The sequence below is a fragment of the Fontisubflavum oceani genome (assembly GCF_030407165.1).
GTDB lineage: Bacteria > Pseudomonadota > Alphaproteobacteria > Rhodobacterales > Rhodobacteraceae > Rhodophyticola > Rhodophyticola oceani.
The window spans coordinates 740,868-763,608 of the sequence record NZ_CP129111.1; the positions used below are offsets into that span (position 1 = coordinate 740,868).

18 protein-coding genes and 4 pseudogenes are annotated in these 22,741 nt (G+C 61.3%); 4 read left to right on the forward strand and 18 right to left on the reverse strand.

Features of this window, described 5'->3' with window-relative positions; genetic code table 11:
- Positions 1-195 precede the first annotated feature (195 nt).
- From QTA57_RS18535 to QTA57_RS03835, 13 genes and pseudogenes are all read right to left on the reverse strand, one after another.
- Positions 196-540 (reverse strand): annotated as a pseudogene (locus tag QTA57_RS18535) (DUF4329 domain-containing protein); the annotation flags it as partial.
- Between the two features lie 25 nt (positions 541-565).
- A complete protein-coding gene (locus tag QTA57_RS03780; RefSeq protein ID WP_290153702.1) occupies positions 566-2,257 on the reverse strand; it encodes a peptidoglycan-binding domain-containing protein in 1,692 nt (563 codons plus the stop codon).
- Between the two features lie 77 nt (positions 2,258-2,334).
- Positions 2,335-3,546: a phenylacetate--CoA ligase family protein gene (locus QTA57_RS03785; protein WP_290154765.1), complete on the reverse strand. Its 1,212-nt coding sequence runs from the start codon at positions 3,544-3,546 to the stop codon at positions 2,335-2,337.
- Positions 3,546-4,400, reverse strand: a complete 855-nt coding sequence (locus QTA57_RS03790) for an ABC transporter ATP-binding protein (protein ID WP_171559490.1) — start codon at positions 4,398-4,400, stop codon at positions 3,546-3,548. The genes QTA57_RS03785 and QTA57_RS03790 overlap by 1 nt, the downstream gene beginning before the upstream one ends.
- A 112-nt stretch (positions 4,401-4,512) precedes the next feature.
- Positions 4,513-5,798: pseudogene (locus tag QTA57_RS03795) on the reverse strand (ABC transporter substrate-binding protein).
- A gap of 79 nt (positions 5,799-5,877) precedes the next feature.
- Complete coding sequence (locus QTA57_RS03800) at positions 5,878-6,954, reverse strand: branched-chain amino acid ABC transporter permease (RefSeq protein WP_290153705.1); 1,077 nt, start codon at positions 6,952-6,954, stop codon at positions 5,878-5,880.
- The gene (locus tag QTA57_RS03805) at positions 6,954-7,199 is read right to left on the reverse strand and encodes a hypothetical protein (protein WP_145213090.1); all 246 of its coding nucleotides are present in this window, start codon (positions 7,197-7,199) and stop codon (positions 6,954-6,956) included. The genes QTA57_RS03800 and QTA57_RS03805 overlap by 1 nt, the downstream gene beginning before the upstream one ends.
- Positions 7,199-7,447, reverse strand: a complete 249-nt coding sequence (locus tag QTA57_RS03810; RefSeq protein ID WP_290153706.1) for a hypothetical protein — start codon at positions 7,445-7,447, stop codon at positions 7,199-7,201. The genes QTA57_RS03805 and QTA57_RS03810 overlap by 1 nt, the downstream gene beginning before the upstream one ends.
- Positions 7,447-8,433, reverse strand: coding sequence for a branched-chain amino acid ABC transporter permease (locus QTA57_RS03815; RefSeq protein WP_171559478.1), 987 nt, complete (start codon positions 8,431-8,433; stop codon positions 7,447-7,449). Before QTA57_RS03815 ends, QTA57_RS03810 begins: the two co-directional genes overlap by 1 nt.
- 18 nt (positions 8,434-8,451) lie before the next feature.
- Complete coding sequence (locus tag QTA57_RS03820; protein ID WP_290153708.1) at positions 8,452-8,910, reverse strand: hypothetical protein; 459 nt, start codon at positions 8,908-8,910, stop codon at positions 8,452-8,454.
- A gap of 110 nt (positions 8,911-9,020) precedes the next feature.
- Positions 9,021-9,842 carry an ABC transporter ATP-binding protein gene (locus tag QTA57_RS03825; protein WP_290153709.1) on the reverse strand — a complete coding sequence of 274 codons (822 nt, stop codon included), beginning with the start codon at positions 9,840-9,842 and terminating at the stop codon, positions 9,021-9,023.
- Positions 9,842-10,093 carry a hypothetical protein gene (locus tag QTA57_RS03830; protein WP_171559471.1) on the reverse strand — a complete coding sequence of 84 codons (252 nt, stop codon included), beginning with the start codon at positions 10,091-10,093 and terminating at the stop codon, positions 9,842-9,844. The genes QTA57_RS03825 and QTA57_RS03830 overlap by 1 nt, the downstream gene beginning before the upstream one ends.
- Entirely contained in the window at positions 10,090-12,066 is a 1,977-nt protein-coding gene (locus tag QTA57_RS03835; protein WP_290153712.1) for an AMP-binding protein, read from the reverse strand. Before QTA57_RS03835 ends, QTA57_RS03830 begins: the two co-directional genes overlap by 4 nt.
- A gap of 207 nt (positions 12,067-12,273) precedes the next feature.
- Here QTA57_RS03835 and QTA57_RS03840 point away from each other — a divergent pair.
- Together QTA57_RS03840 and QTA57_RS03845 are read left to right on the forward strand one after the other, a co-directional pair.
- Positions 12,274-14,195: pseudogene (locus tag QTA57_RS03840) on the forward strand (hybrid sensor histidine kinase/response regulator).
- Positions 14,192-14,890, forward strand: a complete 699-nt coding sequence (locus QTA57_RS03845; protein ID WP_290153714.1) for a response regulator transcription factor — start codon at positions 14,192-14,194, stop codon at positions 14,888-14,890. The pseudogene QTA57_RS03840 and the gene QTA57_RS03845 overlap by 4 nt, the downstream one beginning before the upstream one ends.
- A gap of 13 nt (positions 14,891-14,903) precedes the next feature.
- Here the strand turns inward: QTA57_RS03845 and QTA57_RS03850 are convergent, their stop codons facing one another.
- Positions 14,904-16,106 (reverse strand): hydantoinase/carbamoylase family amidase, encoded by a 1,203-nt coding sequence (locus QTA57_RS03850; RefSeq protein WP_290153715.1) that lies wholly within the window; start codon positions 16,104-16,106, stop codon positions 14,904-14,906.
- 67 nt (positions 16,107-16,173) lie between these two features.
- Between QTA57_RS03850 and QTA57_RS03855 the strand changes: the two genes are divergently transcribed.
- Positions 16,174-16,329: a hypothetical protein gene (locus QTA57_RS03855; protein WP_290155021.1), complete on the forward strand. Its 156-nt coding sequence runs from the start codon at positions 16,174-16,176 to the stop codon at positions 16,327-16,329.
- Positions 16,330-16,333: 4 nt separating this feature from the next.
- On the opposite strand, the pseudogene fdhF reads toward QTA57_RS03855, so the two are convergent.
- A pseudogene (fdhF, locus tag QTA57_RS03860) lies at positions 16,334-19,106 on the reverse strand (formate dehydrogenase subunit alpha).
- 232 nt (positions 19,107-19,338) lie between these two features.
- Between fdhF and QTA57_RS03865 the strand changes: the two are divergent.
- Positions 19,339-20,388, forward strand: a complete 1,050-nt coding sequence (locus tag QTA57_RS03865) for a saccharopine dehydrogenase (RefSeq protein WP_290153717.1) — start codon at positions 19,339-19,341, stop codon at positions 20,386-20,388.
- 23 nt (positions 20,389-20,411) lie between these two features.
- Here the strand turns inward: QTA57_RS03865 and QTA57_RS03870 are convergent, their stop codons facing one another.
- The 3 genes from QTA57_RS03870 to QTA57_RS03880 form a co-directional block, all read right to left on the reverse strand.
- The gene (locus QTA57_RS03870; RefSeq protein WP_171559453.1) at positions 20,412-20,729 is read right to left on the reverse strand and encodes a DUF3775 domain-containing protein; all 318 of its coding nucleotides are present in this window, start codon (positions 20,727-20,729) and stop codon (positions 20,412-20,414) included.
- An 84-nt stretch (positions 20,730-20,813) separates the two neighbouring features.
- A complete protein-coding gene (locus QTA57_RS03875) occupies positions 20,814-21,545 on the reverse strand; it encodes an SDR family NAD(P)-dependent oxidoreductase (RefSeq protein WP_290153719.1) in 732 nt (243 codons plus the stop codon).
- Complete coding sequence (locus tag QTA57_RS03880) at positions 21,467-22,741, reverse strand: MFS transporter (RefSeq protein ID WP_290154769.1); 1,275 nt, start codon at positions 22,739-22,741, stop codon at positions 21,467-21,469. Before QTA57_RS03880 ends, QTA57_RS03875 begins: the two co-directional genes overlap by 79 nt.

The following is a 22,741-nucleotide window of genomic DNA, read 5'->3' on the forward strand; positions in this document are numbered from 1 at the left end:
CGTGCCGCGCTCACCACTGGCTCTCGCGCTGGCGCAATTGCTGCAAGGTGTATCGCGGCGCAATCGGCCCGGCATCTCCGGCGATAAAACGAGGGTCCTGGCCCATGCAGCCCAGGCCGCAGATTTGCGTCGACAAATCTGCCCATCGATGAACCAGAGCCGCCCGCCTGGCGTCGCCACATAGCCGTTTACGCCTTCGGATATGTCGCCTTCGACATCGTTGCTCGACGGCACCTCGCTATCGGCTTCGGTGTCAAACCCGGCATGGGTGTGGAACGAAGCCGTCACCTCGACAAACCGACTCTCGTCACCGCGTGAAAGGCAGCTGTCGCTGCGCCCGCGCGTCACCTCAGTGGCGGCATATCGGCCGTTTTCGATGATCCCAATATAGCCGCAATATTCCCGGTTTTCGGCGAAGGACCGACCCTGCAACTGGCCGAAAGCCTGCCGCGCGGCGGCCAGCTCGCCCGCCGGTTGCGCCGACGCCGGAACGGGTAAACTCATGACGACTGCAATAGCCAAGATTCCCAAGCTGCGCATGAAGGGTCCCCGTTTGTCCCGCACCTCACTGCCGGATGATCACACCCATCGCATCGGCCAGCAGCCGGACCACCGTAGACTGATCCAGATAGCCCGTCACCTGCAAGTTGCGCGCCTGTTGATAGCGGCGCATCGCGCGGCGGGTATCGTTGTCAAAGACACCGTCGACCGGCCCCGGGTCGAGGCCCGCGCCCGCCAAGCGCTGCTCGATCAGGCGCCGCGTGACAGGGGTCAAATTCAAACCCGCTTCCCGCGCCTCGAGTTGGGCGATGACATCGCGGTCGCGCCCGTCATCTACCAACTCATCCAACCGCGCATTGGCGGCCCCTGCAAAGGCACCGTCCGGATAGCTCTCCAGATACCCGCGATAAGCGGCCTCAGTGTCCTGATCCTGCGCCCAATCCCAGGCCGCGCGCTCCTCCGCCTCGGTTTCCGCACGGGCCACCGCTTCGATGTCCTCTAAACGGGCCCGGGCGAGATCGGAAAACACCCCATCGGGATACCGCTCCAAGTAAGACCGAAGCCCGGCTTCATCCGCTCCCTGACCCAAGGCTTGCCAATAGGCCCGGTCGGCCCGCTCCTGCGCCTCGGCCCGCAACCGCGCCTCTTCCTCCAACTCCGCTGCCCGCGCGTCGGCCATATCTGACAGCCGGGTGATCTGATCGGTGTCGAGATAGCCGGACGCCTCGATCCCCTCCGCTGCCTGCCAAGCGCCAATCGCGCCGCGCGAACCGGGGCCGAAAATCCCGTCAATGCCGCGCGGATTGTAGTCCAGAAGGGTCAGATCGCGCTGAATCTCCTGCCGTTCCGCCCGTGTTAGCTCCAGCGCCTCTTCGGCCAAACGCGCCGCCCGGCCCGGCTCCGCGCGAATGGCATCGACCCGCGCCCGCGCTTCGGCCGCATTCGGGCCCGCGGGGTATTCGTTGAGATAGGCGGTATAGGCCGCTTCGGTGTTCAATTCGGCAACGGCCTCCCAAAGTGCCAGTTCCTCAGGGTCCGAACCCGTTTCAACCGGCGGCGGTGCGATAACCTCGGCGCTGCCTTCGGCCTCTGGCAAGTCGAGAAACGGCAGTGACTGCGGCAGAAACCCAAATCCCGTCAGGGTGTCCGACCGGGCCACCATTTCGCCGATAGACACGCCCGGCTCCAACAGGTCCCGCCGGGCAAACCGGGCCACATCCCGCGCCTCACCTGAGATCACCGTCACCCCTTGCGGTACGTCGATTTGCCCCATGCCGGGCTGCAACCCCGTCCCAAGTTCAATCGACCGATCCTCGGTGCCCAAGAGCACAATAGCCCGCCCCTGCGCTTGGCTCGCGATCTCGAGAATGGTGCTCAGCGCGACGCCCTGTCCGCCAACGGTCGCCAGATCGGGCGCATCCACGTCGCGGCCCAGAAACCAGCTCTCTCCGCCAGCTCCGTCCAAGAGGGTCGCCTGCGCAAAATGCCCGCTAAGCGCGATGACCACGCGGCTCTCCTCACCTTCGGCCAAAACCTCCGAAAGCAACGCCCGAATCTCTGCGGCGGTTTGATCCTCGCCGGCGAAGACCCGAAACCCGGCCTCTTCCAAATCATCCGCCGCATCCAGAAGATCATCCGCCGCCCGGATCGTCGCGGCCTCGTCAAAGCGGCTATTGTCAATCACCAGTGCCGTATCGGCAAACGCGACTTGCGGCAAAAGCAGGCCAAACGCGGCCCATAGATAACGATAGCTCATACGGTCTCTCCCAGGGGTCGATCTCACCCCGAGAGACTTAGCATGATGCGCTTTGTTAGCCGATAACAGCCGCGCGGTTAGTCATAAACCCGCTGATCATCGATGACTTTGCCATCATTGGGCAGGCTTCCCGGGGCCACCAATTCGATCTTGGCTTTCAGCTTCAAACTGTCCACCACGCTGGCCGCGTATGCATCAGCTTCGCCACCCTCGGCCTCGATCTGCACGGTCATCGCATCCATCTCGCCCTCGCGCGTGGCGATAACGCGTGCCTTGCCCACTTCGGCATGTTTGGCGACAAAATCGGCCACCTGTTCGGGGCGCACGAACATGCCCTTGATCTTGGTGGTCTGATCGGCGCGACCCATCCAGCCCTTGATCCGCATATTTGTGCGTCCGCAGGGGCTTTCTCCGGTCATCACGGCGCTCAGGTCACCCGTTGCAAAACGAATAAGCGGGTAATCGGGGTTGAGCGTCGTGACCACGACCTCACCCACCTCGCCTTCGGCGACCCGATCGCCAGTGCCCGGGCGCACAATCTCCACGATCACGCCCTCGTCGACGATCATCCCCTCCATCGCGGGGGACTCGTAAGCGATATTGCCCAAATCCGCCGTGGCATAGCTTTGCAGACAGGAAATCCCACGATCCGCGTATTCCTGGCGCAGGCTGGGGAACAGCGCCCCGCCCCCCACGGCCGCCTTGGTGATCCCAAGCGGCACACCCATCTCTTCGGCCTTGTCGAGGATCACTTTCAGATAATCCGGCGTCCCCGCATAGGCGGTGGAGCCGACATCTTTTGCCGCCCGGACTTGCAATTCGGTCTGCCCCACTCCGGCGGGCAACACTGTTGCACCAACCGCTCGCGCTCCGCTTTCAAAAATCATCCCCGCAGGTGTCAGGTGATAGCCGAAGCAGTTCTGCACCACATCACCGGCGCCGATTCCAGCAGCGTGCAAGAACCGCCCCATCCGCCACCAATCATGGGTAATCCCACCGGGTTCATAAATCGGACCCGGGCTTTGGAACACATGGGCCACATTTGACGCCGGAATGCCCCCAAAGGGCGGCGCGGCGGCCTGCCATTCGCTCAACTGCGATTTCCGCAGAACCGGCAATTTGGCCAGATCCTCCAGGCTTTCTACCTGTCCGATTCCTGGCAAACAGCTCCCTGGCGCGGCCAAAACCCGGTCGATCTGCGCCTGCAGGCCAGCCAGTTGATCGGCGGCGCGGGCGTCAGCGCTGCGGGTCTCTAAGGTGTCGAAATACTGGGTCACATCGTCCCTCATTAGCTCAGCCACCGTTTGCGGCGACGATAAGAGCGCACGTCACGGAACGATTTGCGCCCGTCATCGCCCACACCGAGATAGAATTCTTTGACATCCGGGTTTTCGCGCAGATCGGCGGCGGGACCATCCATCACCACGCGCCCGCTCTCCAGGATATAGCCGTAATGGGCAAAGCGGAGCGCCACATTGGTGTTCTGCTCAGCCAAGAGAAAGCTCACGCCCTCTTTCTCGTTCAGGTCTTTCACGATCCCGAAAATCTCTTCGACCAGCTGCGGCGCGAGGCCCATGCTCGGCTCGTCCAGCAGAATCGTCTCTGGCCGCGACATCAGCGCCCGGCCAATCGCCGTCATCTGTTGTTCACCGCCGGAGGTATAGCCCGCAAGGCTCTTCCGCCGCTCTCTCAGCCGCGGGAAATAGTTGTAAACCAGTTCGAGATCGGCATCGATCGCCCCGCGCCCGTCTTTGCGCGTATAAGACCCGGTCAGAAGGTTCTCTTCGACGGTCAAATGTTCAAAGCAGTGGCGACCTTCCATAACCTGGATCACGCCCCGTTCCACCAGATCGGAGGGGCTCAAATCTTGCACCCGCTCGCCGCGATATTGGATCGACCCTTTGGTGACCTCACCGCGTTCGGAATGCAGTAGGTTGGAAATGGCCTTCAGCGTCGTGGTCTTACCCGCGCCATTGCCGCCTAAAAGCGCGGTGATGCCACCCTTCGGCACCGTCAAGCTGACGCCTTTCAACACCAGAATCACGTGGTTGTAGATCACCTCGATATTGTTGACCTCAAGAAGCGTCTCCGCCCCTTCCAGCTCTGGGGCTTTTCCGTCCCCGTGGATCTCGGCATCCAGCATGTCGCGGCTCTCCAACTCCGGCCTGGGGATCACTCGATCGCCCCACCGTCATCTTTCCAAAAATTCGCAAAATCCCCGGCGGCAGCATTGGCCGCCGCCGGAGGTGTTCAGATCAGCTTTCGTTGCACCGCAGCTCGATATTGTTCTCGGCTGCAAACGCGGCGCTGTCTTCGAGGACCAGCGGCGTGGTCACGCTGTCATCGGGTGCGATGAACTCGGTGAGCGTCACCCATTCGCCGGCTTCGGCATTCCACTGCTGCATCCGGGCCATGCCGGTGCCGCCGTGATCCTCGCAGGAGACCGCGAATTCCGGCCCAATGCCTGGCATGCCAAGCTCTTCCATCCGTGCATTGGTCAGCTCAAGCGCCTCCATACCGTCACGCATCATCGATGCATCGATATCGGCCACGCCGTGGATTTCCTGCGCGGTGCGGGCAGCTTCGGCGGCCAACATCGCGGCATACATGCCACGGGTGTAGAGCACCGAACCCAGATTGGTGCCGTCACCGGCGGCCATGCCCGCATCGATCACATGCTCCTGGATCTCGTCAAAGACCGGCAGATCGCCCAACACATTCATGTTCAGCGCGCGGTAGCCATTGGCATCCATGCCAGCGGGTTCCACGTCATGCTCGGCGCCGGCCCACCAGTTGCCGATGAAGTTTTCCATCGGGAAGCGGATGTTCGCGGCTTCTTGGATCGCGACCTGGTTCATCACGCCCCAGCCCCACATGATCACATAGTCCGGACGCTCACGACGGATGGTGAGCCACTGGTTGCCCTGCTCTTGACCAGGATGGTCCACCGCGAGTTGGCTCAGCTCGAAGCCATGCATCTCTGCCAGGGTTTCCAAGGTCCGGATCGGCTCCCGGCCATAAGCCGAGTTGTGATAGAGCAGTGTGATCGACTTACCTTCGAGAGAGCCGTCATTCTCGGTCAGCAAGTTGTTGATGATCACCGAGGCCGCGTCCCAGTAGTTCGCCGGATAGTTGAACACATGGGAGAAGACGGCACCGTTGGAGGCCGACGTCCGGCCATAGCCCATCGTGTGAAGTGGGATACCATCCGCCGTTGCGCGCGGGATCAACTGATAGGTGATACCGGTTGAAAGCGGCTGATAGACCAACGCGCCTTCGCCTTTGGTCGACTCATAGCATTCCACACCACGCTCGGTGTTATAGGCGGTTTCGCATTCGATCACCCGGGTCATCACCCCGCCGATGCCACCATCGCGTTGGTTTTCAGAAGCGTCATGTAATCCTGGTAGCCATCCGAGAACGGAATGCCGCCCGCCGCATAAGGCCCTGTCCGATAGCTGAGATCGGGGAACACAAGATCGGCAAGTGCCGGGCCTGCGGCCATCGCGCCTGCGATGGCGAGGGTTGCAAGTTTCTTCATCGGGGTAATCCTCCCTTTGGTTGATCCGATGTTGCGAATGCCGGGGTATGCCCCCGGTCGTCTGATGCGGCCCGCCCCGTCAGTGCGGGAAGGGCCACAGCCGTAGTTTTTCCTTCAAAAGTGCCCAAAGACGGGCCAGGCCATGCGGCTCAACAATCAAGAAGAACATGATCAATGCGCCCACGATGACAAACTCGAAATGGGTGGCCAGCGCCGTATCCCAGCCCAGCACATCCGTCAGAACGTTCCGCAGCAGCACCGGCAGCAAGACCATGAAGGCCGCGCCCGCAAAGGCCCCAAAGATCGACCCGAGCCCGCCAATAATGATCATGAAGAGCACCAGGAAGGACTTGGTGATGCCGTAAGCCTCGCCCACTTCAACCGCGCCCAGATAAACGGTGAAGAGCAGCGCGCCGGAGACGCCGACATAGAAGGAACTGACCGCAAAGGCCGTCAGTTTGGCCTTCAGCGGGTTCACCCCAATGATCTCCGCCGCGATATCCATATCGCGGATGGCCATCCATTGCCGCCCGATGGAACCCCGGGTCAGGTTCCGCGCGGCCCAAGCCAAGACAAAGACAAACCCCAGGCAGAACAGGTATTTCACCCAAGATTCCGCGTTCGGCCCGGTGATCGCGAGACCGAACATCGTCCGCTCTGGCGCGTTAATCTGCCCCGAGGCGGAGTAGTTGTAGAACCACGGCACCTTGTTGAAGAGCCAAACCAGGAAGAACTGCGCCGCCAGCGTCGCCACGGCCAGATAGAACCCCTTGATCCGCAGGCTTGGCAGACCAAACATCACCCCGACAATCGCGGTCATGAACCCCGACAGCAGGGTGATCGTCACCATATCCATCCATGGGAAGGCCGTCATCAGTTTGTAGGAGGTATAGGCGCCGACCGCCATGAATCCGCCGGTCCCCAGGCTCACCTGCCCGCAATACCCCGTCAGGATGTTCAACCCCATCGCCGCGATGGCATAGATCAGGAACGGCAACAGTATCGCGTTGGACCAATAGTCATTGATCACGAAGGGAATGACCGCCAGCGCCACAAACAAGACGAAGTAATAGCGATAGCGATCGAACGCGATCGGGAAGGTCTGGTTGTCCGTTGTGTAGGACGTTTTGAAATCACCGGCTTCACGGTAGAACATCAGACCGCCTCCTCATCGTCAAAAGTGGGCGTCCCACGGTTCGGCCGTTTGGCATAGCCGGTGTTTTCGGAATGGCGGACCAGCCAGAGATAGGCGAAGAGGCCCAAGCCGCCGCCCACCGCCGCCAGGATCACAGCGGTGATCATCTGCCCAGTCTGGGAAACATCCGCCGAAAGCGCCAGGTAACCAAAGGCCCAAAAGCCGGACCAGGCCACCACATTGAGGATCGCTATGAGCTTGGCCATCATCGTACCTCCACATATCGGTTAGCGGCAGCTACCAAGGCTGCGAGGCCCCAAAAAAAGAACATGTCATAGAAGCTCCGCACCAGACCTGCGAGGTAGGTTATTCGAAGTTCTGTATGAATCGACGCCTGCATACCTGCAACGGACGCAGTCACCCTCAGCTCTGCGATATTGGCCACCGACATCAAAATGCCGAACACAAAGAGCACAGCAGGCATGATCAGAAATATCGGCCGTAGCTGGCTCATCACACCCTCTCGATGATTTTTTCGCCGAACAGGCCCTGCGGTCGGAAGACCAGGAAGACCAGCGCCAGCACATAGGCAAACCAATTCTCCGTCGCGCCGCCGATCATCGGGCCGATGGCGAATTCAAACAGCGCTTCACCCACGCCGATGATCAACCCGCCAACAATCGCGCCCGGGATCGAGGTGAACCCGCCCAACATCAGCACCGGCAGCGCCTTCAGCGCGATCAGCGACAGCGAGAACTGCACGCCCGATTTCGAGCCCCACATGATGCCCGCGACCAACGCCACGATACCGGCCAGGGACCAAACCAAAATCCAGACGTAGTTCAGCGAGATACCGACAGACAACGCCGCCTGATGATCATCCGCCACCGCGCGCATCGCGCGGCCGTTCTTAGTGTATTGCGAATAAGCGATCAGCCCGGCCACCAGAACGGCCGCAATCACCGCCGCCCAGATATCCAGATTGTCGATGAAGAACCCATAGCCGAAGATGTTGAAGGTCGCCTGATCAATCGCGTCATTGATCCCCTGCGGCAGACCGACATCGAGATTGCGGATCTCCGAACCCCACATCAGATCGCTGACGCCTTCGAGGAAATAGGCCAAGCCAATCGTCGCCATGAACAGAATGATCGGCTCCTGCCCCACCAGATGTTTGAAGATCACCTTCTGCACAAAGAGCGCGAACAAGATCATCACACCCACGGTCAGCAAAATGGCGATCAGCGCCGGGACCTCCCACCCGAAATAGTGGATATCCGTGCCGAAAATCTCGTTGATCAGGTGGCCAAACGGCACCCGACCATCCTGGATACCCACCAGCGTCATCGCCGCAAAAAGCGCCATCACGCCTTGGGCATAGTTGAAGATGCCCGAGGCCTTGAAAATCAGCACAAAGCCAAGCGCAACAAGGGCATACATCACCCCCGTCATGAGGCCGTTCAGCGTGACCTCCATCGCGAAGATGAGTTGTTCAGGCATGTGATTGACTCCTCATTGTCACTCAACCTCCGCTCGTTCTCGTACTCGGAGTGCAAGGTTTTCCCCGATGCCGTAGGATATCTCATGGCCCACAGCCGTCGTCGTTAGCGGGCGCAACGTGACACCTCCCGAGTTCTGCCGGACGATCTCATAGGCGCCGCTATCGATAAGCTGTAACACCCAACCCTCCACGTCATCGATGTCGGCGCCCGCCGCTGCGTTCGCCGCAACAAACGAGCAGTTAAGGGGCGTGTCAGGCACCGACCACAACTCCCATGCGCCATCCCCGATAACCCAAGCATCAATCGGCCCATTTGGTGGGGGCGGCGCGATGTCCAAGTCTGAGACAACTGGTGATAATCCATTGGAGACCGTTTCCAGGCATCGTGCCTGAAACTCGTGAAGCGTGTCGCCCACCGCTGCCTGCGCTTGAAAGGCGACGAAGAGAAACGACAGGGATACCATCAGATGACGCATTGCACGTCCGATCCGCCGACGCACGGACGGGGTTGGGCAAGTGTGAGGACCGCGCACCGCCGATCTCTCGCAAAAGATACCGCGGATATACCGCGTCTATACGCGCCGTTTCAGTCATGGCTGACCCCCAGATAGGCATCGATCACATCGGGGTTGTTGCGCACCTCATCGGGCGTGCCATCGCCGATTTTCTTGCCGTAATCCATCACGACCACGCGGTCGGACAGGTCCATCACCACGCCCATATCATGCTCGATCAGCGCGATCGTGGTGCCGAATTCGTCGTTCACGTCGAGGATGAAGCGCGACATGTCTTCCTTCTCCTCCACATTCATGCCCGCCATTGGCTCATCCAACAGCAAAATGCTCGGCTCGGCGACCAGGGCGCGCGCCAGCTCGACCCGTTTTTTTAAACCATAGGGCAGGCGGCCAACGGGCGTTTTGCGGATGTTCTGAATTTCAAGGAAGTCGATGACCTCCTCAGCCTTCTCGCGATTCTCAACCTCTTCGCGCTGTGCCTTGCCCCACCAGAGCGTCTGATCAAGGAAGTTCGACGTCATGTGGTTCAGGCGCCCGGTCATGATGTTGTCGAGCACGCTCATTCCGTCAAACAGCGCGATGTTCTGAAATGTCCGTGCGATCCCTTGGCGGGCAACCTGATAGGGCCGCATTGCCGGGCGACGCTTGTCGCGATACCAGACCTCGCCTTCCTGCGGATTGTAGAAGCCGGAAATCACGTTGAGCATCGAAGATTTGCCCGCGCCATTCGGCCCGATAATCGCTCGAATCTCTCCTTCGCGGATATCGAAGGAGATATCCTTGATCGCCACCACACCGCCAAAGCGCAGCGTGATATTGCGCATCTCCATGACAACACCGCCGATCTCACGACCGTCTGCGGTGGTGTAGCCCTGTGGGCTCATCTCATTCATCACGTCTCCTCCCGCCGCGCGCGGGCCGCGCGAAAAACCAGGGCCCCGACGAACCCGTAAGCCAGCATAACGCCGACCGCGATCACCAACTCGTTGGCCCAAAGCTCAGGCATTCCCAAGATCAAAGCGGCCACCCCGCAAAGCCCGATGGCGCCGCCTTGCACGACCGTCGCGCCGCGCTGCAAAAAGCGCCCCGCGATCCAACTGGCAGCCAGGCCAATGGCAAAGAAACCAACCGCGATCAGGCTCATTCCGCAGCCACCTTCTGCACCGCATCCGTTGCGGCGATTGCGGCATCGCGAATCTCCAATGTCGCGGTGATCTTGCCCTTGCGCCCATCCTCATAGGTCACTTCAGTTTCGGTATAGACGCTGTCCGATCCGTCATAGAGTGCGGTGATCAGGTCCGCGAACTTGTCTTCAATGATCCGGCGGCGCACCTTCCGGGTCCGGGTCAGCTCGCCATCATCCGCGTCCAACTCCTTGTGCAGCACCAAGAAGCGATGGATTTGACAGCCCGAGAGCATCTCGTCCTGCGCCACGCTGCGGTTCACCTCTTCCACATGGGCTTGGATCGTATCCAAAACCTGCGGGTGGCCCGCCAGTTCCTGATACGACGCATAGGCGATGTTGTTCCGCTCGGCCCAGTTCCCCACCGCGGTCAGGTCGATATTGATGAAAGCGGTGCAGGTGTCGCGGTCACTGCCGAACACAACAGCCTCAAGGATATTCGGGAAGAATTTCAGCTTGTTCTCGACATATTTCGGCGCGAACAGACGACCATCGGCCATTTTGCCGACATCCTTGGCCCGGTCGATGATCCGCAAATGCCCCGTATCGGGCTCGATGAACCCGGCATCGCCGGTCGCGACCCAGTTTTCGGCGTCTTTGGTCGAGGCCGTGCTCTCGGCATTCTTGTAGTATTCCACAAACACGCCGGGCGAGCGGTAGAAGACCTCGCCATTATCCGCGATGCGAATCTCCACACCGGGGCTTGGCACACCAACCGTATCGGGGCGCACCTCATTGTCGGGCTGTTGGGTGATGAACACGCTCGCTTCGGTCTGACCGTAGAGCTGTTTCAGGTTGATCCCCATCGAGCGGTAGAAATCGAAAATCTCCGGTCCAATCGCCTCGCCCGCCGTGTAGCCAACGCGCACGCGGGTAAACCCAAGTGTGTTTTTCAGCGGCCCAAAGATCAGCAATTCGCCAAGCTGATATTTCAACTTATCCATCGCGCCGACCGGCTTGCCGTCAAGCAGCGCGGGGCCGACCTTCTTCGCGTGATCCATGAAGTAATGGAACATGCGCTTTTTGAAAGCGCCGGCATCTTCCATCCGGATCATCACATTGGTCAGCTGTGTCTCAAACACGCGCGGCGGGGCGAAGTAATAAGTCGGCCCGATCTCGCGCAGGTTGGTCATCATCGTCTCGGGGCTTTCGGGGCAGTTCACGCAGAACCCCGTCCACATCGCCTGCCCGATGGAGAAGATGAAATCGCCAACCCAAGCCATGGGCAGATAGGCCAACACCTCATCGCCTTCGCGCAGATGATCGAACTCGGCGGAGTTTTTCGAGGTCTCGATGATGTTCTGATTGCTGAGCACCACCCCCTTGGGCTTCCCCGTGGTCCCCGAGGTGTAGAGCATCACGCAGGTGCTGTCCCATTTCAGCTCGGCCTCGCGGGCCGCGAGTTCCTTTTCAAACCGCTCATGGGCCGCACGGCCCTCGGCCTGTACGTCGGCCAATGCGTGCAGTTTCGTATGGTCGTATTTCCGCAAACCGCGAGCGTCTTGATAAACGATATGCTCGATCTGATGCACGGTCTCTTGCACCTCGATCACCTTATCGACCTGCTCCTGATCGCCGCAAATCACAAAGCGTGCACCGCAATGCTCCAGCACATAGGCCATCTCTTCGGCGACAGCGTCTTGATAAAGTGGCACCGGCACCGCGCCGACTTTCTGCGCCGCAACCATCGACCAATAAAGCGCCGGCCGGTTCCGCCCGATCACCGCGATATGGTCGCCCCGATCCACGCCCAACGCCAAAAGACCGAAGGCGATCGCGTTGATCTCCTCTTCGGCCTCACGCCAAGTCCAGCTTTGCCAAATCCCGAATTCTTTTTCGCGATACGCAGGTTTCGAACCGAACTGCGCGACGTTCCGCGCCAAAAGTGCGGGAACGGACTCGGGAATTCCCGCCGCCACGGATGCTTGTGCCAAATCTTCTTCCTCCCTTTGTCGGCCATTGCCGACACCACGGGTCGCATAGCTCTGCGACTCTCGCCGCCTTACCGTGGCATGAAATCTTTCACGGTCAAACTTTTCCTGACTTTTTCCCAAACCTAACGAATTGTAACAGGCACCGTGCAGGGCTTGACGCGCGGTGTCCGCTGGTGCCAGCGATGAAAGAGGGAGGCCCGAGACAGCATGCCCAGAGGCGATTTAACCAATCAGATGACGCGCGCGGGGCTGAACCTGATTCAGCAGGCGTTGACGATCTATGATGCCGATCTCCGCTTGGCAGTCGGCAATCGCCCCTTCCGCACGATGTTTGGCCTGCCGCAGCATCTGGTGACACCGGGCGCCAGTTTCGAAGACACGATCCGCTATCTCGTCACCCATGGCGAATATGGCGAGGTAGAGGATACCGAAGGGTTTGTCCGCGACCGGGTCGAGCAGGCGCGCGCCTTCGTGCCGCATTACATGGAGCGCCAACGCTCCAACGGCCGCACGATCAGCGTCGAGGGTTCCCCCTGCCCGACGGCGGATGGGTGACCGTCTATACCGATATCACCGAGATCAAACGGCAAGAGAAACTGCTCCGCTCGCATTCCAAAGAACTGTCCGATCAGCTTTTGACGCATGCCGAACAACTGGCGCAGACCAACCGCGAATTGGCCGCCACCAATGCGCAACTTGAGGAGGCCAAACGCGGACTGTCCGAGATGGAGGCGCGCATCCGCCTCACCACAGAGATGACGCCGGCCCATATCGCGCATGTGGATCGCGACCGGGTCTATACCTACACCAATCACCGCCTCTCCGAGATTCTGCCCGGGCGCCCGAAAGATGTGGTCGGCCTCGATATGGGCCAAGCGCTTGGGATCAGTACCGCCGCACGGCTATCTCCGAATCTCGAACGCGCCCTGGCTGGCGAAGCAAGCGTTCTGGAGTTTACCGAGCCTGACAGCGGTCGCCGCATCCGCACCGCCTTCACGCCGGATCAGGCGGCGGAGGGAGAGATCGTCGGCTGCTATCTGCTCTCCACCGATGTCACGGAAGAGGCGCAGGCGCGGGCGGCGCTGACCCAAACCCATAAACGCGAACTGGCCGCGCAATTGACCAGCGGTCTGGCGCATGATTTCGCCAATCTGCTGACGATCATCCTTGGCCTTCAGGGCCGCTTGGAAAAACTGCCCCTACCGGTTGAGGCGACCGAATTGACCGGCGCAACGAAATCTGCGGCGCGGCGCGGCGGTATGCTGCTCGACAAAATCGCCCGCATGTCGGGCCCGCGGGAGATTCACCCCACGCCCACCAACTTGGCCGAGATGCTCACGGCTTTCGCGCCGCTGGCCCGCGCGCCGCTGCCGGACGGGATCACGCTCACCATCGATGTGGACCTGCCGTCGCAACCGCTCCTGCTTGATGTCGGGTCCTTGCAAGACAGTCTTTTGAACTTGGTTTTGAACGCCCGGGACGCAATTGGCGCGGACCCAGGCGAGATCACGCTCCACGCCCATGCCGTCTCAGAAACCTGGCTGGAGATCACCGTCAGCGATACCGGGCCGGGCTTCACCGAGACCGCGCTTGACGCCGCGCTTGATCCGTTTTTCACGACCAAAGGCGAACACGGCTCGGGGCTTGGCCTGTCGATGGTCTATGATCTAACGCAGCTCTCCGGCGGCACGGTGAAACTCTCCAATGGACCACGTGGGGCACAGGTGAGCTTGCGCCTGCCTCTTCGGCCCGCCGGTCAGGGTGACGCCCCGCATCTCGTTCTTCTTGTAGAAGACCAGGCTGAGCTGCGGATCACGATCCGCGATATGCTGACCGATCTCGGCCATCAGGTGATCGAGGCGGCCAGCGCCGAAGAGGCGCTTGGCCTTGCAGATCTGCCTGGGCTGACTTGGGTTCTTTCCGACATCAATCTCGAAGGTGAGACCGATGGCGTCGCCCTGTTAGAGCAAGTGGCCGCGCGCCACCCCGATATGCGCTTGGCGCTGACCACGGCCCTGCCGCATAGCGACCCGCTCCGCCAAAAAGGCGCGGCGCGCTGGCCGGTCCTCTCAAAGCCCATTGAACCCGCTGCACTGACCCATCTGGTCCATGCGGAGGCTGTCGCATGAGCGCTTTGGTCACCATCCTTGATGACGAGCCGCAGATTCGGACGATGCTCTCAGACGCACTCTCCGAGGCCGGGTTTCGCACCGCCGCCTATGCCCGCGCCACAGAGTTCGAGGCCGCTTTGCGCAGCGCCACGCCGGATGTTTGCCTCGTCGATCTGGGCCTGCCCGATCGCGACGGCCTGGCCGTGGTCCATCGCCTCGCGCTCGAATCCGGCGCTGCGATTATCATCATCTCGGGCCGCGCCCAGGTCCAAGATCGGGTCACCGGGCTCGAACTCGGGGCCGATGACTACATCATCAAACCCTTCGACCCGGCGGAGGTCGTGGCCCGGGTCCGCGCGCGTCTTCGGCAGTCGAAACCCCGCGAGCAGGCCGGCAACACGGCGCAATTCAACGGTTGGACCGCCTATTTCGACCGCTATGTTCTGGTCGATGACGCTGGCGAAGAAATCGGGTTTTCCCATGCCGAGGGCGAGGTTCTCCGGCTCTTCCTTGATAGCCCGAAGCGGCTGATTTCTCGGCAACAAATGCAAGAAACACTTGGCGGCGCGGCGGGCGAAAGCTTTGACCGGGCGATGGATGTGCGCATCTCACGGCTCCGCACGAAACTCCGCGAAGACCCCAAGAACCCGCAACTGATCAAGACGATCTACGGCGCCGGATATATCTTCCTCGGCGATGTGAGCTGGGGCTGACCCCTGGCCGCCATCAACGCGGTGCCAGGGCATCGGCTGCCGCTGCCAAGACCTTGAGGCCCGTCACCAAATCGGCCTCACCGGTATCTTCGGCAAAATCATGGCTGATCCCACCAATCGACGGCACAAACAGCATGCCGACCGGCATCAGATGCGAGACATTCGACGCATCATGCAACGCGCCCGACGGCATCGACCGCCAGCGCCCCGGTGCATGCACCTCCGCCGCAGCGCGCAAAGCGGCTTGCATACCCTCATCCATCGGCACGGGCGTCAAATCATGGCGCAGCCGGTCAGCCTCCACCTGCATGCCGGTCTCCGCGGCGACATCGGTCAGAACCTCGTCAATCACCCGCTCCATCCGGTCCAACCGATCCGCATCGCCATCGCGCCACTGGATGGTGAACACCGCCCGGCCCGGCACGATTGACGACGCATTGGGGTGCAATTGCATATGCCCAATCGTCCACACCGTTTGCGGTGTGACCACATTCGCGAAGCGCTCATTCAAGAGCCCGGCGATCCGCGCCGCACCCTGAAACGCATCCTGCCGCATCGCCATAGGCGTCGTGCCTGCGTGGTTTTGCTGACCCGTCACGGTCACCTGGATCTGACGTAAACCTACAATCGAGGTCACAACGCCAACGCTTTCTCCCACCTGGTCCAGAACCGGTCCCTGCTCGATATGCATCTCCAGAAACCCGGTGAACCGCGCAGGGTCGACGAAATCTTCTTGCATAAGATGTGCCAAGCCTTGCCGCGCCTGGCCGAAGGTCAGTCCATCCGTGGCCGCGAAACCATCAGCTTCGGCCAGAGTCGTCCGCCCGGCCCAAAGATCGCTCCCGGTTAGTGCGCCGAACCGCCCCTCTTCATCCTGAAAACTGACCATCGAAATCGCCGGCCCGCCCGCCTCGACGGCGGCGCGGGCAATCTCCAACGCGGCAATCACGCCATAAGCCCCGTCGAGCCAACCGCCTTCGGGCTGCGTATCGGAATGCGAGCCAATTAGAAGCGAGCGCCCCTTGGCCAGGCCGAACACATTGCCAGCCGGGTCGACATGCGCGGTTAACCCGATGGCCTCGATCTGCGCCACCAACCATTCCCGCGCGGCGACATCCGGTTCGGAAAACGCGCGCCGCATCACGCCATGCCCGGCGGCCCCAAAACTGCGCAGATGATGAAGGTCAGACAGAAAACGTGCGGGATCAGGGGTCATGCGGGCTCTCTTGATTTGGGAACCCCCAAGACATGGCAGCAGATTATGCTATGGTCCAGCCATGGACGTGACGGCACTCGCATTCTACGCGGCGGTCTGCGGGCTTCTGAGCTTGGCGGGCCCGCGCCTCGGCGCGCCGCTGACCCGGCTGGGGATCGGTGCGCTCGTCGGCATCGCGGCGGCGGCTCTGCTCCCGGCGATCCGGGCGCAGATCGGGCTTTGAACCGCTACTCGGCCGCCACCTGATCTTCGACCACCTCAACCTTTACCGCGCAGAACTTGAACTCAGGGATTTTCCCGAACGGATCCAGCGCCGCGTTGGTCAACAGATTCGCCGCCGCCTCGACATAAGCGAAGGGCAAGAACACCATATCCTCGGCGACATTCCGATCCGCCCGCGCCATGATCTCGATTGATCCGCGCCGCGTGCTGAGCCGCAACATCTCGCCCGGGCTGACGCCCAGCTTGCGGAGGGATTTCGGATGCAGCGAGCAATTCGCTTCCGGCTCCACCGCGTCGAGCACCGCCGAACGCCGTGTCATCGAGCCGGTATGCCAATGCTCCAACTGCCGCCCGGTGGTCAGGATCATCGGATACTCCGCATCCGGCACCTCATCGGGCGGGATCACCGCGGCGGGGGTGAATTTCGCCCGCCCCTCGGCGCGCGGGAAGCCATCGCCGAACACAATCGCCTGGCCTGGGTCTTCCGAGCTGAGAGACGGGTATGTCACAGCGTTTTCACCCGCCAAGCGATCCCAGGTGATGTTGTCGAGCGAGGTCATGCCAAGCTTCATCTCGGCAAAGACATCGGAAGGGTGGGAATAGGTCCAGCCGAGGCCCAGGCGTTTCGCCAGCTCCACGGTGATCCACCAATCCTCTTGCGCCTCGCCCGGCGGCGGCACGGCGGGCCGCCCCATCTGCACCTGCCGGTTGGTGTTGGTCACCGTTCCCGACTTCTCGGCAAAGGCCGAGGCGGGCAGGATCACATCGGCATAATTGGCGGTTTCGGTAAGGAAAATATCCTGCACCACCAGATGATCCAGCATCGCCAATGCCGCGCGCGCATGATCGACATCGGGGTCCGACATGGCCGGGTTTTCGCCCAGGATATACATGCCCTTGATCGTGCCGTCATGGATCGCCCCGACAATTTCCACCACCGTCAGACCCGGGTTCGGATTGATCTCAAAGCCCCAGAGATCGGCGAATTTCGACTGCACGTCATCGCTGCCAACCGCTTGATAATCCGGCAAAACCATGGGGATCAGCCCCGCATCGGAGGCGCCTTGCACGTTGTTCTGCCCGCGCAGCGGATGCAGCCCGCGCCGGGGCGGCCCACATGACCACACATCAGCGCCAGCGAGATCAGGCAGCGGGAGTTGTCTGTGCCATGAACATGTTGCGAGATGCCCATGCCCCAGAAAATCATCCCCGCCTGCGCGGTCGCGAAGTCGCGCGCCACGGCGCGGATCACATCCGGCTCAATACCGCAGATCGGCGCCATCTTCTCCGGCGAGAAGCCTTTCAGATGGGCTTCTCCGCCTCCCAATTCTCGGTATAGGCGTCGATATACTGCTGATCATAGAGCCCTTCCTCTACGATCACATGACAGATCGCGTTCAACAGGCTCACATCCGCGCCGGGGCGGAATTGTAGGTTGTGCGTGGCATAACGCGAAAGTGCCTGACCGCGCGGGTCCATCACAATCAGCTTGCCGCCGCGCTTGGTGAACTGCTTGAAATAGGTCGCCGCCACGGGGTGGTTCCCCGCCGGGTTACACCCGATGACAATCGCCACATCGGCGTTTTCGATCTCGTTGAAGGTCGCGGTCACCGCGCCAGACCCGACATTCTCCATCAGCGCGGCCACCGAGGACGCGTGGCAAAGCCGGGTGCAATGATCCACATTGTTATGGCCAAAACCCTCGCGGATCAGCTTTTGGAACAGGTAGGCCTCTTCATTGGTGCATTTGGCCGAGCCGAAACCAGCAACGGTGTCGCCGCGTTCGTCGCGAAGCCGCGCCAGGCCGTTGGCGGCCGCATCAAGTGCCTCGTCCCAACTCGCCTCGCGGAAATGGGTCTGCCAATTGCCCGGGTCGACATTGAGGCCCTTCGCGGGTGCATCTTCGCGCCGGATCAGAGGTTTGGTCAGGCGATGCGGATGGTGGATGTAGTCGAAGCCGAACCGGCCTTTGACACAGAGACGGCCTTCATTTGCGGGGCCATTGATGCCCTCGACATATTTCACCTTGCCGTCTTTGACCTTGAGCGACACCTGACAGCCGACGCCGCAGAAGGGGCAAATGCTCTCGACCTCTTCGTCAAAATCCGCCCGGTCGCCGACCTGGTTTTCATCGACAACGCTGGACGGCATCAGCGCGCCGGTCGGGCAGGCCTGGACGCATTCGCCGCAGGCCACGCAGGTGCTCTCCCCCATCGGATCGTTAAAATCAAAGACCGGATAGCTGTCCTGCCCCCGGCCTGCCATGCCGATCACGTCATTGACCTGCACCTCGCGGCAGGCCCGAACGCAGAGGCCGCACTGGATGCACGCGTCCAGATTGACCGACATCGCCACATGGCTGTCATCCAGAAGCGGGATGCGCCCTTCTTCGAGCTTGGGGAAGCGGCTTTGGTCAATGCCGTTCAACTCGGCCATGTCCCAGAGATGGGCGGATTTGTCATGCGCCACATCGCGCTCCGGCTGATCAGCGAGCAGCATTTCGACCACCAGTTTCTGAGCATTTTTGGCGCGGCTCGACTCGGTGACGACAACCATCCCCTCGACCGGTTCGCGGATGCAGGAGGCGGCCAAAGTCCGCTCGCCCTCGATCTCCACCATACAGGCGCGGCAGTTGCCATCGGGGCGGTACCCGGGCGCGGGTTTGTGACACAAATGCGGGATCACCAGGCCACGGCCATTGGCCACTTCCCAGATGGTTTCTCCGGGCTGCGCCTCGACTTCTTGGCCATCCAGCGTGAAGCGGATCATGTCACTCATACGCGTATCTCCCTAAGCAGAGACACCCTATCGCAGATTCCCGCCCCCGCCAGTCCCAGTTCGCGACCGGGATAGGTCCAAATCCGGCATGACCGCATCTAAATAGGTTACGAAAATCGGCAGATGTCGCAATTTTTGTAACCTATTCTTGCCAAACAAGCCCTGATGCCCGCGCTTGCCGATGCGATTGCCCAGCCGTAAAACGCGTGGGCAACACCGAAGGACATCGCCGATGACACATCTCTGGGTCCGCGCCGAACAGCGCCCGAATGAAGAGCGCGTCGGGCTGACGCCGGAAGGCGTGAAAGCGTTGATCGCGGCCGGCCTGCGGGTGACGGTCGAGGAAAGTTCGGTCCGCGCCATCCCGATCGACGGTTATAGCGCCGCGGGCGCGAAAATCGCTGCCGAGAATAGCTGGCCCGAGGCGCCCGAAGACGCGATCATTTTCGGGCTGAAGGAGCTGCCCGAAGATGGCACACCGCTCCGCCATCGGCATATCATGTTTGGCCATGCCTATAAGGGGCAACCGGCGGGGCAAGTGCTGCTGCAACGTTTCAAGGCTGGCGGCGGGGTGCTTTATGATCTGGAATATCTGGTCGACGAGGCCGGGCGGCGCGTTGCGGCTTTCGGCTATTGGGCCGGGTTCGCGGGCGCGGCGGTGGCGCTGAAATGCTGGACGGCGCAACACCGCGGCGAGATATGCGGACCGGTGGGCGTGTATCCAGGCAAAGACGCCCTGGTCGCTGACCTTCGGTCCGAGATGTCGGGCATGACACCGCCAAAAGCCTTGGTCATTGGAGCCCTCGGGCGGGTTGGCGCGGGGGCCGCAGATCTCTGTGAGTCGATGGGAATGACGGTGACAAAATGGGATATGGCCGAAACCGCCTCTGGCGGGCCGTTTCCCGAAATCCTGGCGCATGAGATTCTGCTCAACTGCATCCTGGCGCAGCCCGGCACGCCGGTTTTCGTGCCTGCAAGCGCCAAGGCCGCGGCGCGGAGCCTGTCGGTGATTGGCGATATCGCCTGCGATCCAACATCTGATTTCTCGCCGATCAAGGTCTATAACCGGACCACCGATTGGGCCGCGCCCGCACTGCGCGTCCACGACGAACCGGTGCTGGATGTCACGGCGATCGACAACTTGCCCTCGATGCTGCCGGTGGAAAGCTCAGAGGATTATGCGGCGCAATTGCTGCCATCTCTGATGACGCTTGGCGATCTAAACGCGGATGTTTGGGGGCGGGCGAAGGCGGAGTTTGACCGCCATATCGCCTTGATTTAGAAGGTTAAACCGGCAGCGCCGCCCTACATGATGTCGTCTTCTTCGTCCTTCGCATCGACGCCCAACATCTCAAGCCCGGCCTCCAGATGGTCCGACATATGCGGCGTGCCGATCAGGTAATCCGCCGTCGGCGTCGTTGCCTCGGTCCGCGCCGTTCTCAGTGCTTCAGCGAAATCCTCAGGCTCAAAACTGCCGCGTCCGATCCACATGATCGCCACCAACTCGGCCATCTCGTCTTCATTCAGAGTGTCGATCAGGCCGCGCATTTCAGGCTCAGCCCGGTCAAGTTCGTGGCCCATCAGAATGATCTGCGCCACTTTCCGTGTTGATATTGCAAGCATGATTTGTCCCTTCTCGCGCGGTGGTCTGCCCCTGTTATCGGTCAACCCAGGGTGGAGCGTCTTTGATCTTGCGCAAATTGCGGGTCAACCGAAAAGACGGACATAAAGCCAATTCGGTAGGAACACACTCCCCCGGAACAAGAGGCTAAACGCCCAAGGGAAACTGCGCTGAAACTGATCGGTGTTCATGTGTTCGAACATTACGGCGGCGGCGTCATCTGGCTCCATGATGAACGGCATGGAGATGGTGTTTTTATCGGTCAGGCGGGTTTTGATGAAGCCGGGGTTGACCGATTGCACCTCAACGCCTGTGTTCCGCAAATCGAGATACATCGACTGCGCCAGCGACATCATCCCCGCCTTCGACGCGGAATAGCCGATGGCACCGGGCAAGCCCCGAAACGCCGACAGTGACCCGGTGAGCACGATATGGCCGCGGTCGCGAGCAACAAACTGCGGCACAACCTGGCCAAGACAGCGCGCGGCGCCGGTCAAGTTGATGTCGAACATCGCCTCCACCTGATCGGCATCCCACTCCCGCGCGGATTGCGGCCAATAGACCCCGGCAAGGAAGACAAACCCGTCAATTTCGCCCACCTCTTCCGCAGCGGCTTTGACCGAGGCGGTGTTGGAGATGTCGATCGGGACATAAGACGCACGCCCCGGCAATTCGGCCACCAGGTCTTGCAGCCGGTCTTCATTCCGCGCGCTGAGGACCAGATCGACACCGGCGCGGCTCATATGATGCGCGAGCGCCCGACCGAGACCTTCGGAGGCGCCCACAAGCCAATAGCGTTTTCCGGTCCAGTCGCGCATGGGTCAAAGACTCCTTGGGTTATCTTCGGGCAGGGTGTGGCCGCCAAGAGGGCAATCGCCGCCAGTTTCAACACACAAGGAACCAGGGCGTAAAGGAGGGTCAGGAGCGACAAAGCCGCCGGATCGTTGGAACCGCCTGCGACAAATCCGACCCGGTCGAGCGCGGGCAGGAGGGTGACGGCGGCGAAGGCGAGGGTGAATTTCGACACGAAAGACCAGAGGCCGAAGGCCGCGCCGGCCTCGGGCGCGACGCGGGCCATCCGGCGGGCGAAGATCGCGGGAAGAAGCGTGAGGTCCGCCCCGAGGGTTGCGCCGGAGATCAGGCAGATGAGCGCAAAGAGGGCCGTGTCGCCGGGGCCCAGCGTGAGCACGGTGGAAAAAGACAGGATCGCGGCGACCATGGCCGCCAGCAGGGTGCGGCGTGCGCCAAAGCGTTGCGCCAGACGGGACCAAAGCGGCGCGCTGGCGGCGGCGGCAAGGAAGAAGAGCAGGAGCAGCGGACCCTCCCAACCCGGCGCATCAAGCGCGCTTTCGACGAAGAACAGGAACAATGTTGAAGACACAGCGACAGGTGCGGCATTGACCAGCGCGACCAATAGCAGGCGGCGGGTGATTGGGTCCGCCAAAACGCTGCGAAAGCCGCCTTGCGCCTGAGGCGGGGTCGGGCGCCATTCGCCCTGCATGAGAAGGAGCGCAACAAGACAGAGACCTGCGAAGCCCGTGGCAAACGCGGCGAAAGGCGCGCCAGTGAAGAGCAGAACTGTCGGGGCCACAGAGGCAAGGCAGACACCAAGCAGCGCGCCCGTCTCGCGCCAGGCGGCGAGGCGGAGATGCCCTTTGTCGCCAAGGCTGCCCGCCGTGTGGACCCCTTGGGCATAGAAGCAGATCGTCAGGAAAGAAAAGGACGAGAAAAGGCCGATCAGGGTGAGCGCGAACCACCAAAGCGGGGCGATCGGCGGGGTGACGGCAAAGAGGCCGATCATTGAAAGCGCGAGGATCGCGGTGGCGATGGTCACGGCGAAGGCGCGGCGTTTGCGGGTGGTTTGGGCGAGCCATCCAAGCGCCGGGTCTTGGATCACGTCGAAGAGGCGGAGGCCGAAGAGGACGGCGGCAAGCGCGGTCAGGCCCACGCCATATTCATCGACAAAGAACTTCGGCGCGTGGATGTAGATTGGCAGACCAGCAGAGGCGAGCAT

Coding starts and splice junctions, on each gene's coding strand:
- QTA57_RS03780 (WP_290153702.1), bottom strand. CDS start 2,257: ATGAGCTATCGTTATCTATGGGCCGCGTTTGGCCTGCTTTTGCCGCAA.
- QTA57_RS03785 (WP_290154765.1), bottom strand. CDS start 3,546: ATGAGGGACGATGTGACCCAGTATTTCGACACCTTAGAGACCCGCAGC.
- QTA57_RS03790 (WP_171559490.1), bottom strand. CDS start 4,400: ATGCTGGATGCCGAGATCCACGGGGACGGAAAAGCCCCAGAGCTGGAA.
- QTA57_RS03800 (WP_290153705.1), bottom strand. CDS start 6,954: ATGTTCTACCGTGAAGCCGGTGATTTCAAAACGTCCTACACAACGGAC.
- QTA57_RS03805 (WP_145213090.1), bottom strand. CDS start 7,199: ATGGCCAAGCTCATAGCGATCCTCAATGTGGTGGCCTGGTCCGGCTTT.
- QTA57_RS03810 (WP_290153706.1), bottom strand. CDS start 7,447: ATGAGCCAGCTACGGCCGATATTTCTGATCATGCCTGCTGTGCTCTTT.
- QTA57_RS03815 (WP_171559478.1), bottom strand. CDS start 8,433: ATGCCTGAACAACTCATCTTCGCGATGGAGGTCACGCTGAACGGCCTC.
- QTA57_RS03820 (WP_290153708.1), bottom strand. CDS start 8,910: ATGCGTCATCTGATGGTATCCCTGTCGTTTCTCTTCGTCGCCTTTCAA.
- QTA57_RS03825 (WP_290153709.1), bottom strand. CDS start 9,842: ATGAATGAGATGAGCCCACAGGGCTACACCACCGCAGACGGTCGTGAG.
- QTA57_RS03830 (WP_171559471.1), bottom strand. CDS start 10,093: ATGAGCCTGATCGCGGTTGGTTTCTTTGCCATTGGCCTGGCTGCCAGT.
- QTA57_RS03845 (WP_290153714.1), top strand. CDS start 14,192: ATGAGCGCTTTGGTCACCATCCTTGATGACGAGCCGCAGATTCGGACG.
- QTA57_RS03850 (WP_290153715.1), bottom strand. CDS start 16,106: ATGACCCCTGATCCCGCACGTTTTCTGTCTGACCTTCATCATCTGCGC.
- QTA57_RS03865 (WP_290153717.1), top strand. CDS start 19,339: ATGACACATCTCTGGGTCCGCGCCGAACAGCGCCCGAATGAAGAGCGC.
- QTA57_RS03870 (WP_171559453.1), bottom strand. CDS start 20,729: ATGCTTGCAATATCAACACGGAAAGTGGCGCAGATCATTCTGATGGGC.
- QTA57_RS03875 (WP_290153719.1), bottom strand. CDS start 21,545: ATGCGCGACTGGACCGGAAAACGCTATTGGCTTGTGGGCGCCTCCGAA.
- QTA57_RS03880 (WP_290154769.1), bottom strand. CDS start 22,741: ATGCTCGCCTCTGCTGGTCTGCCAATCTACATCCACGCGCCGAAGTTC.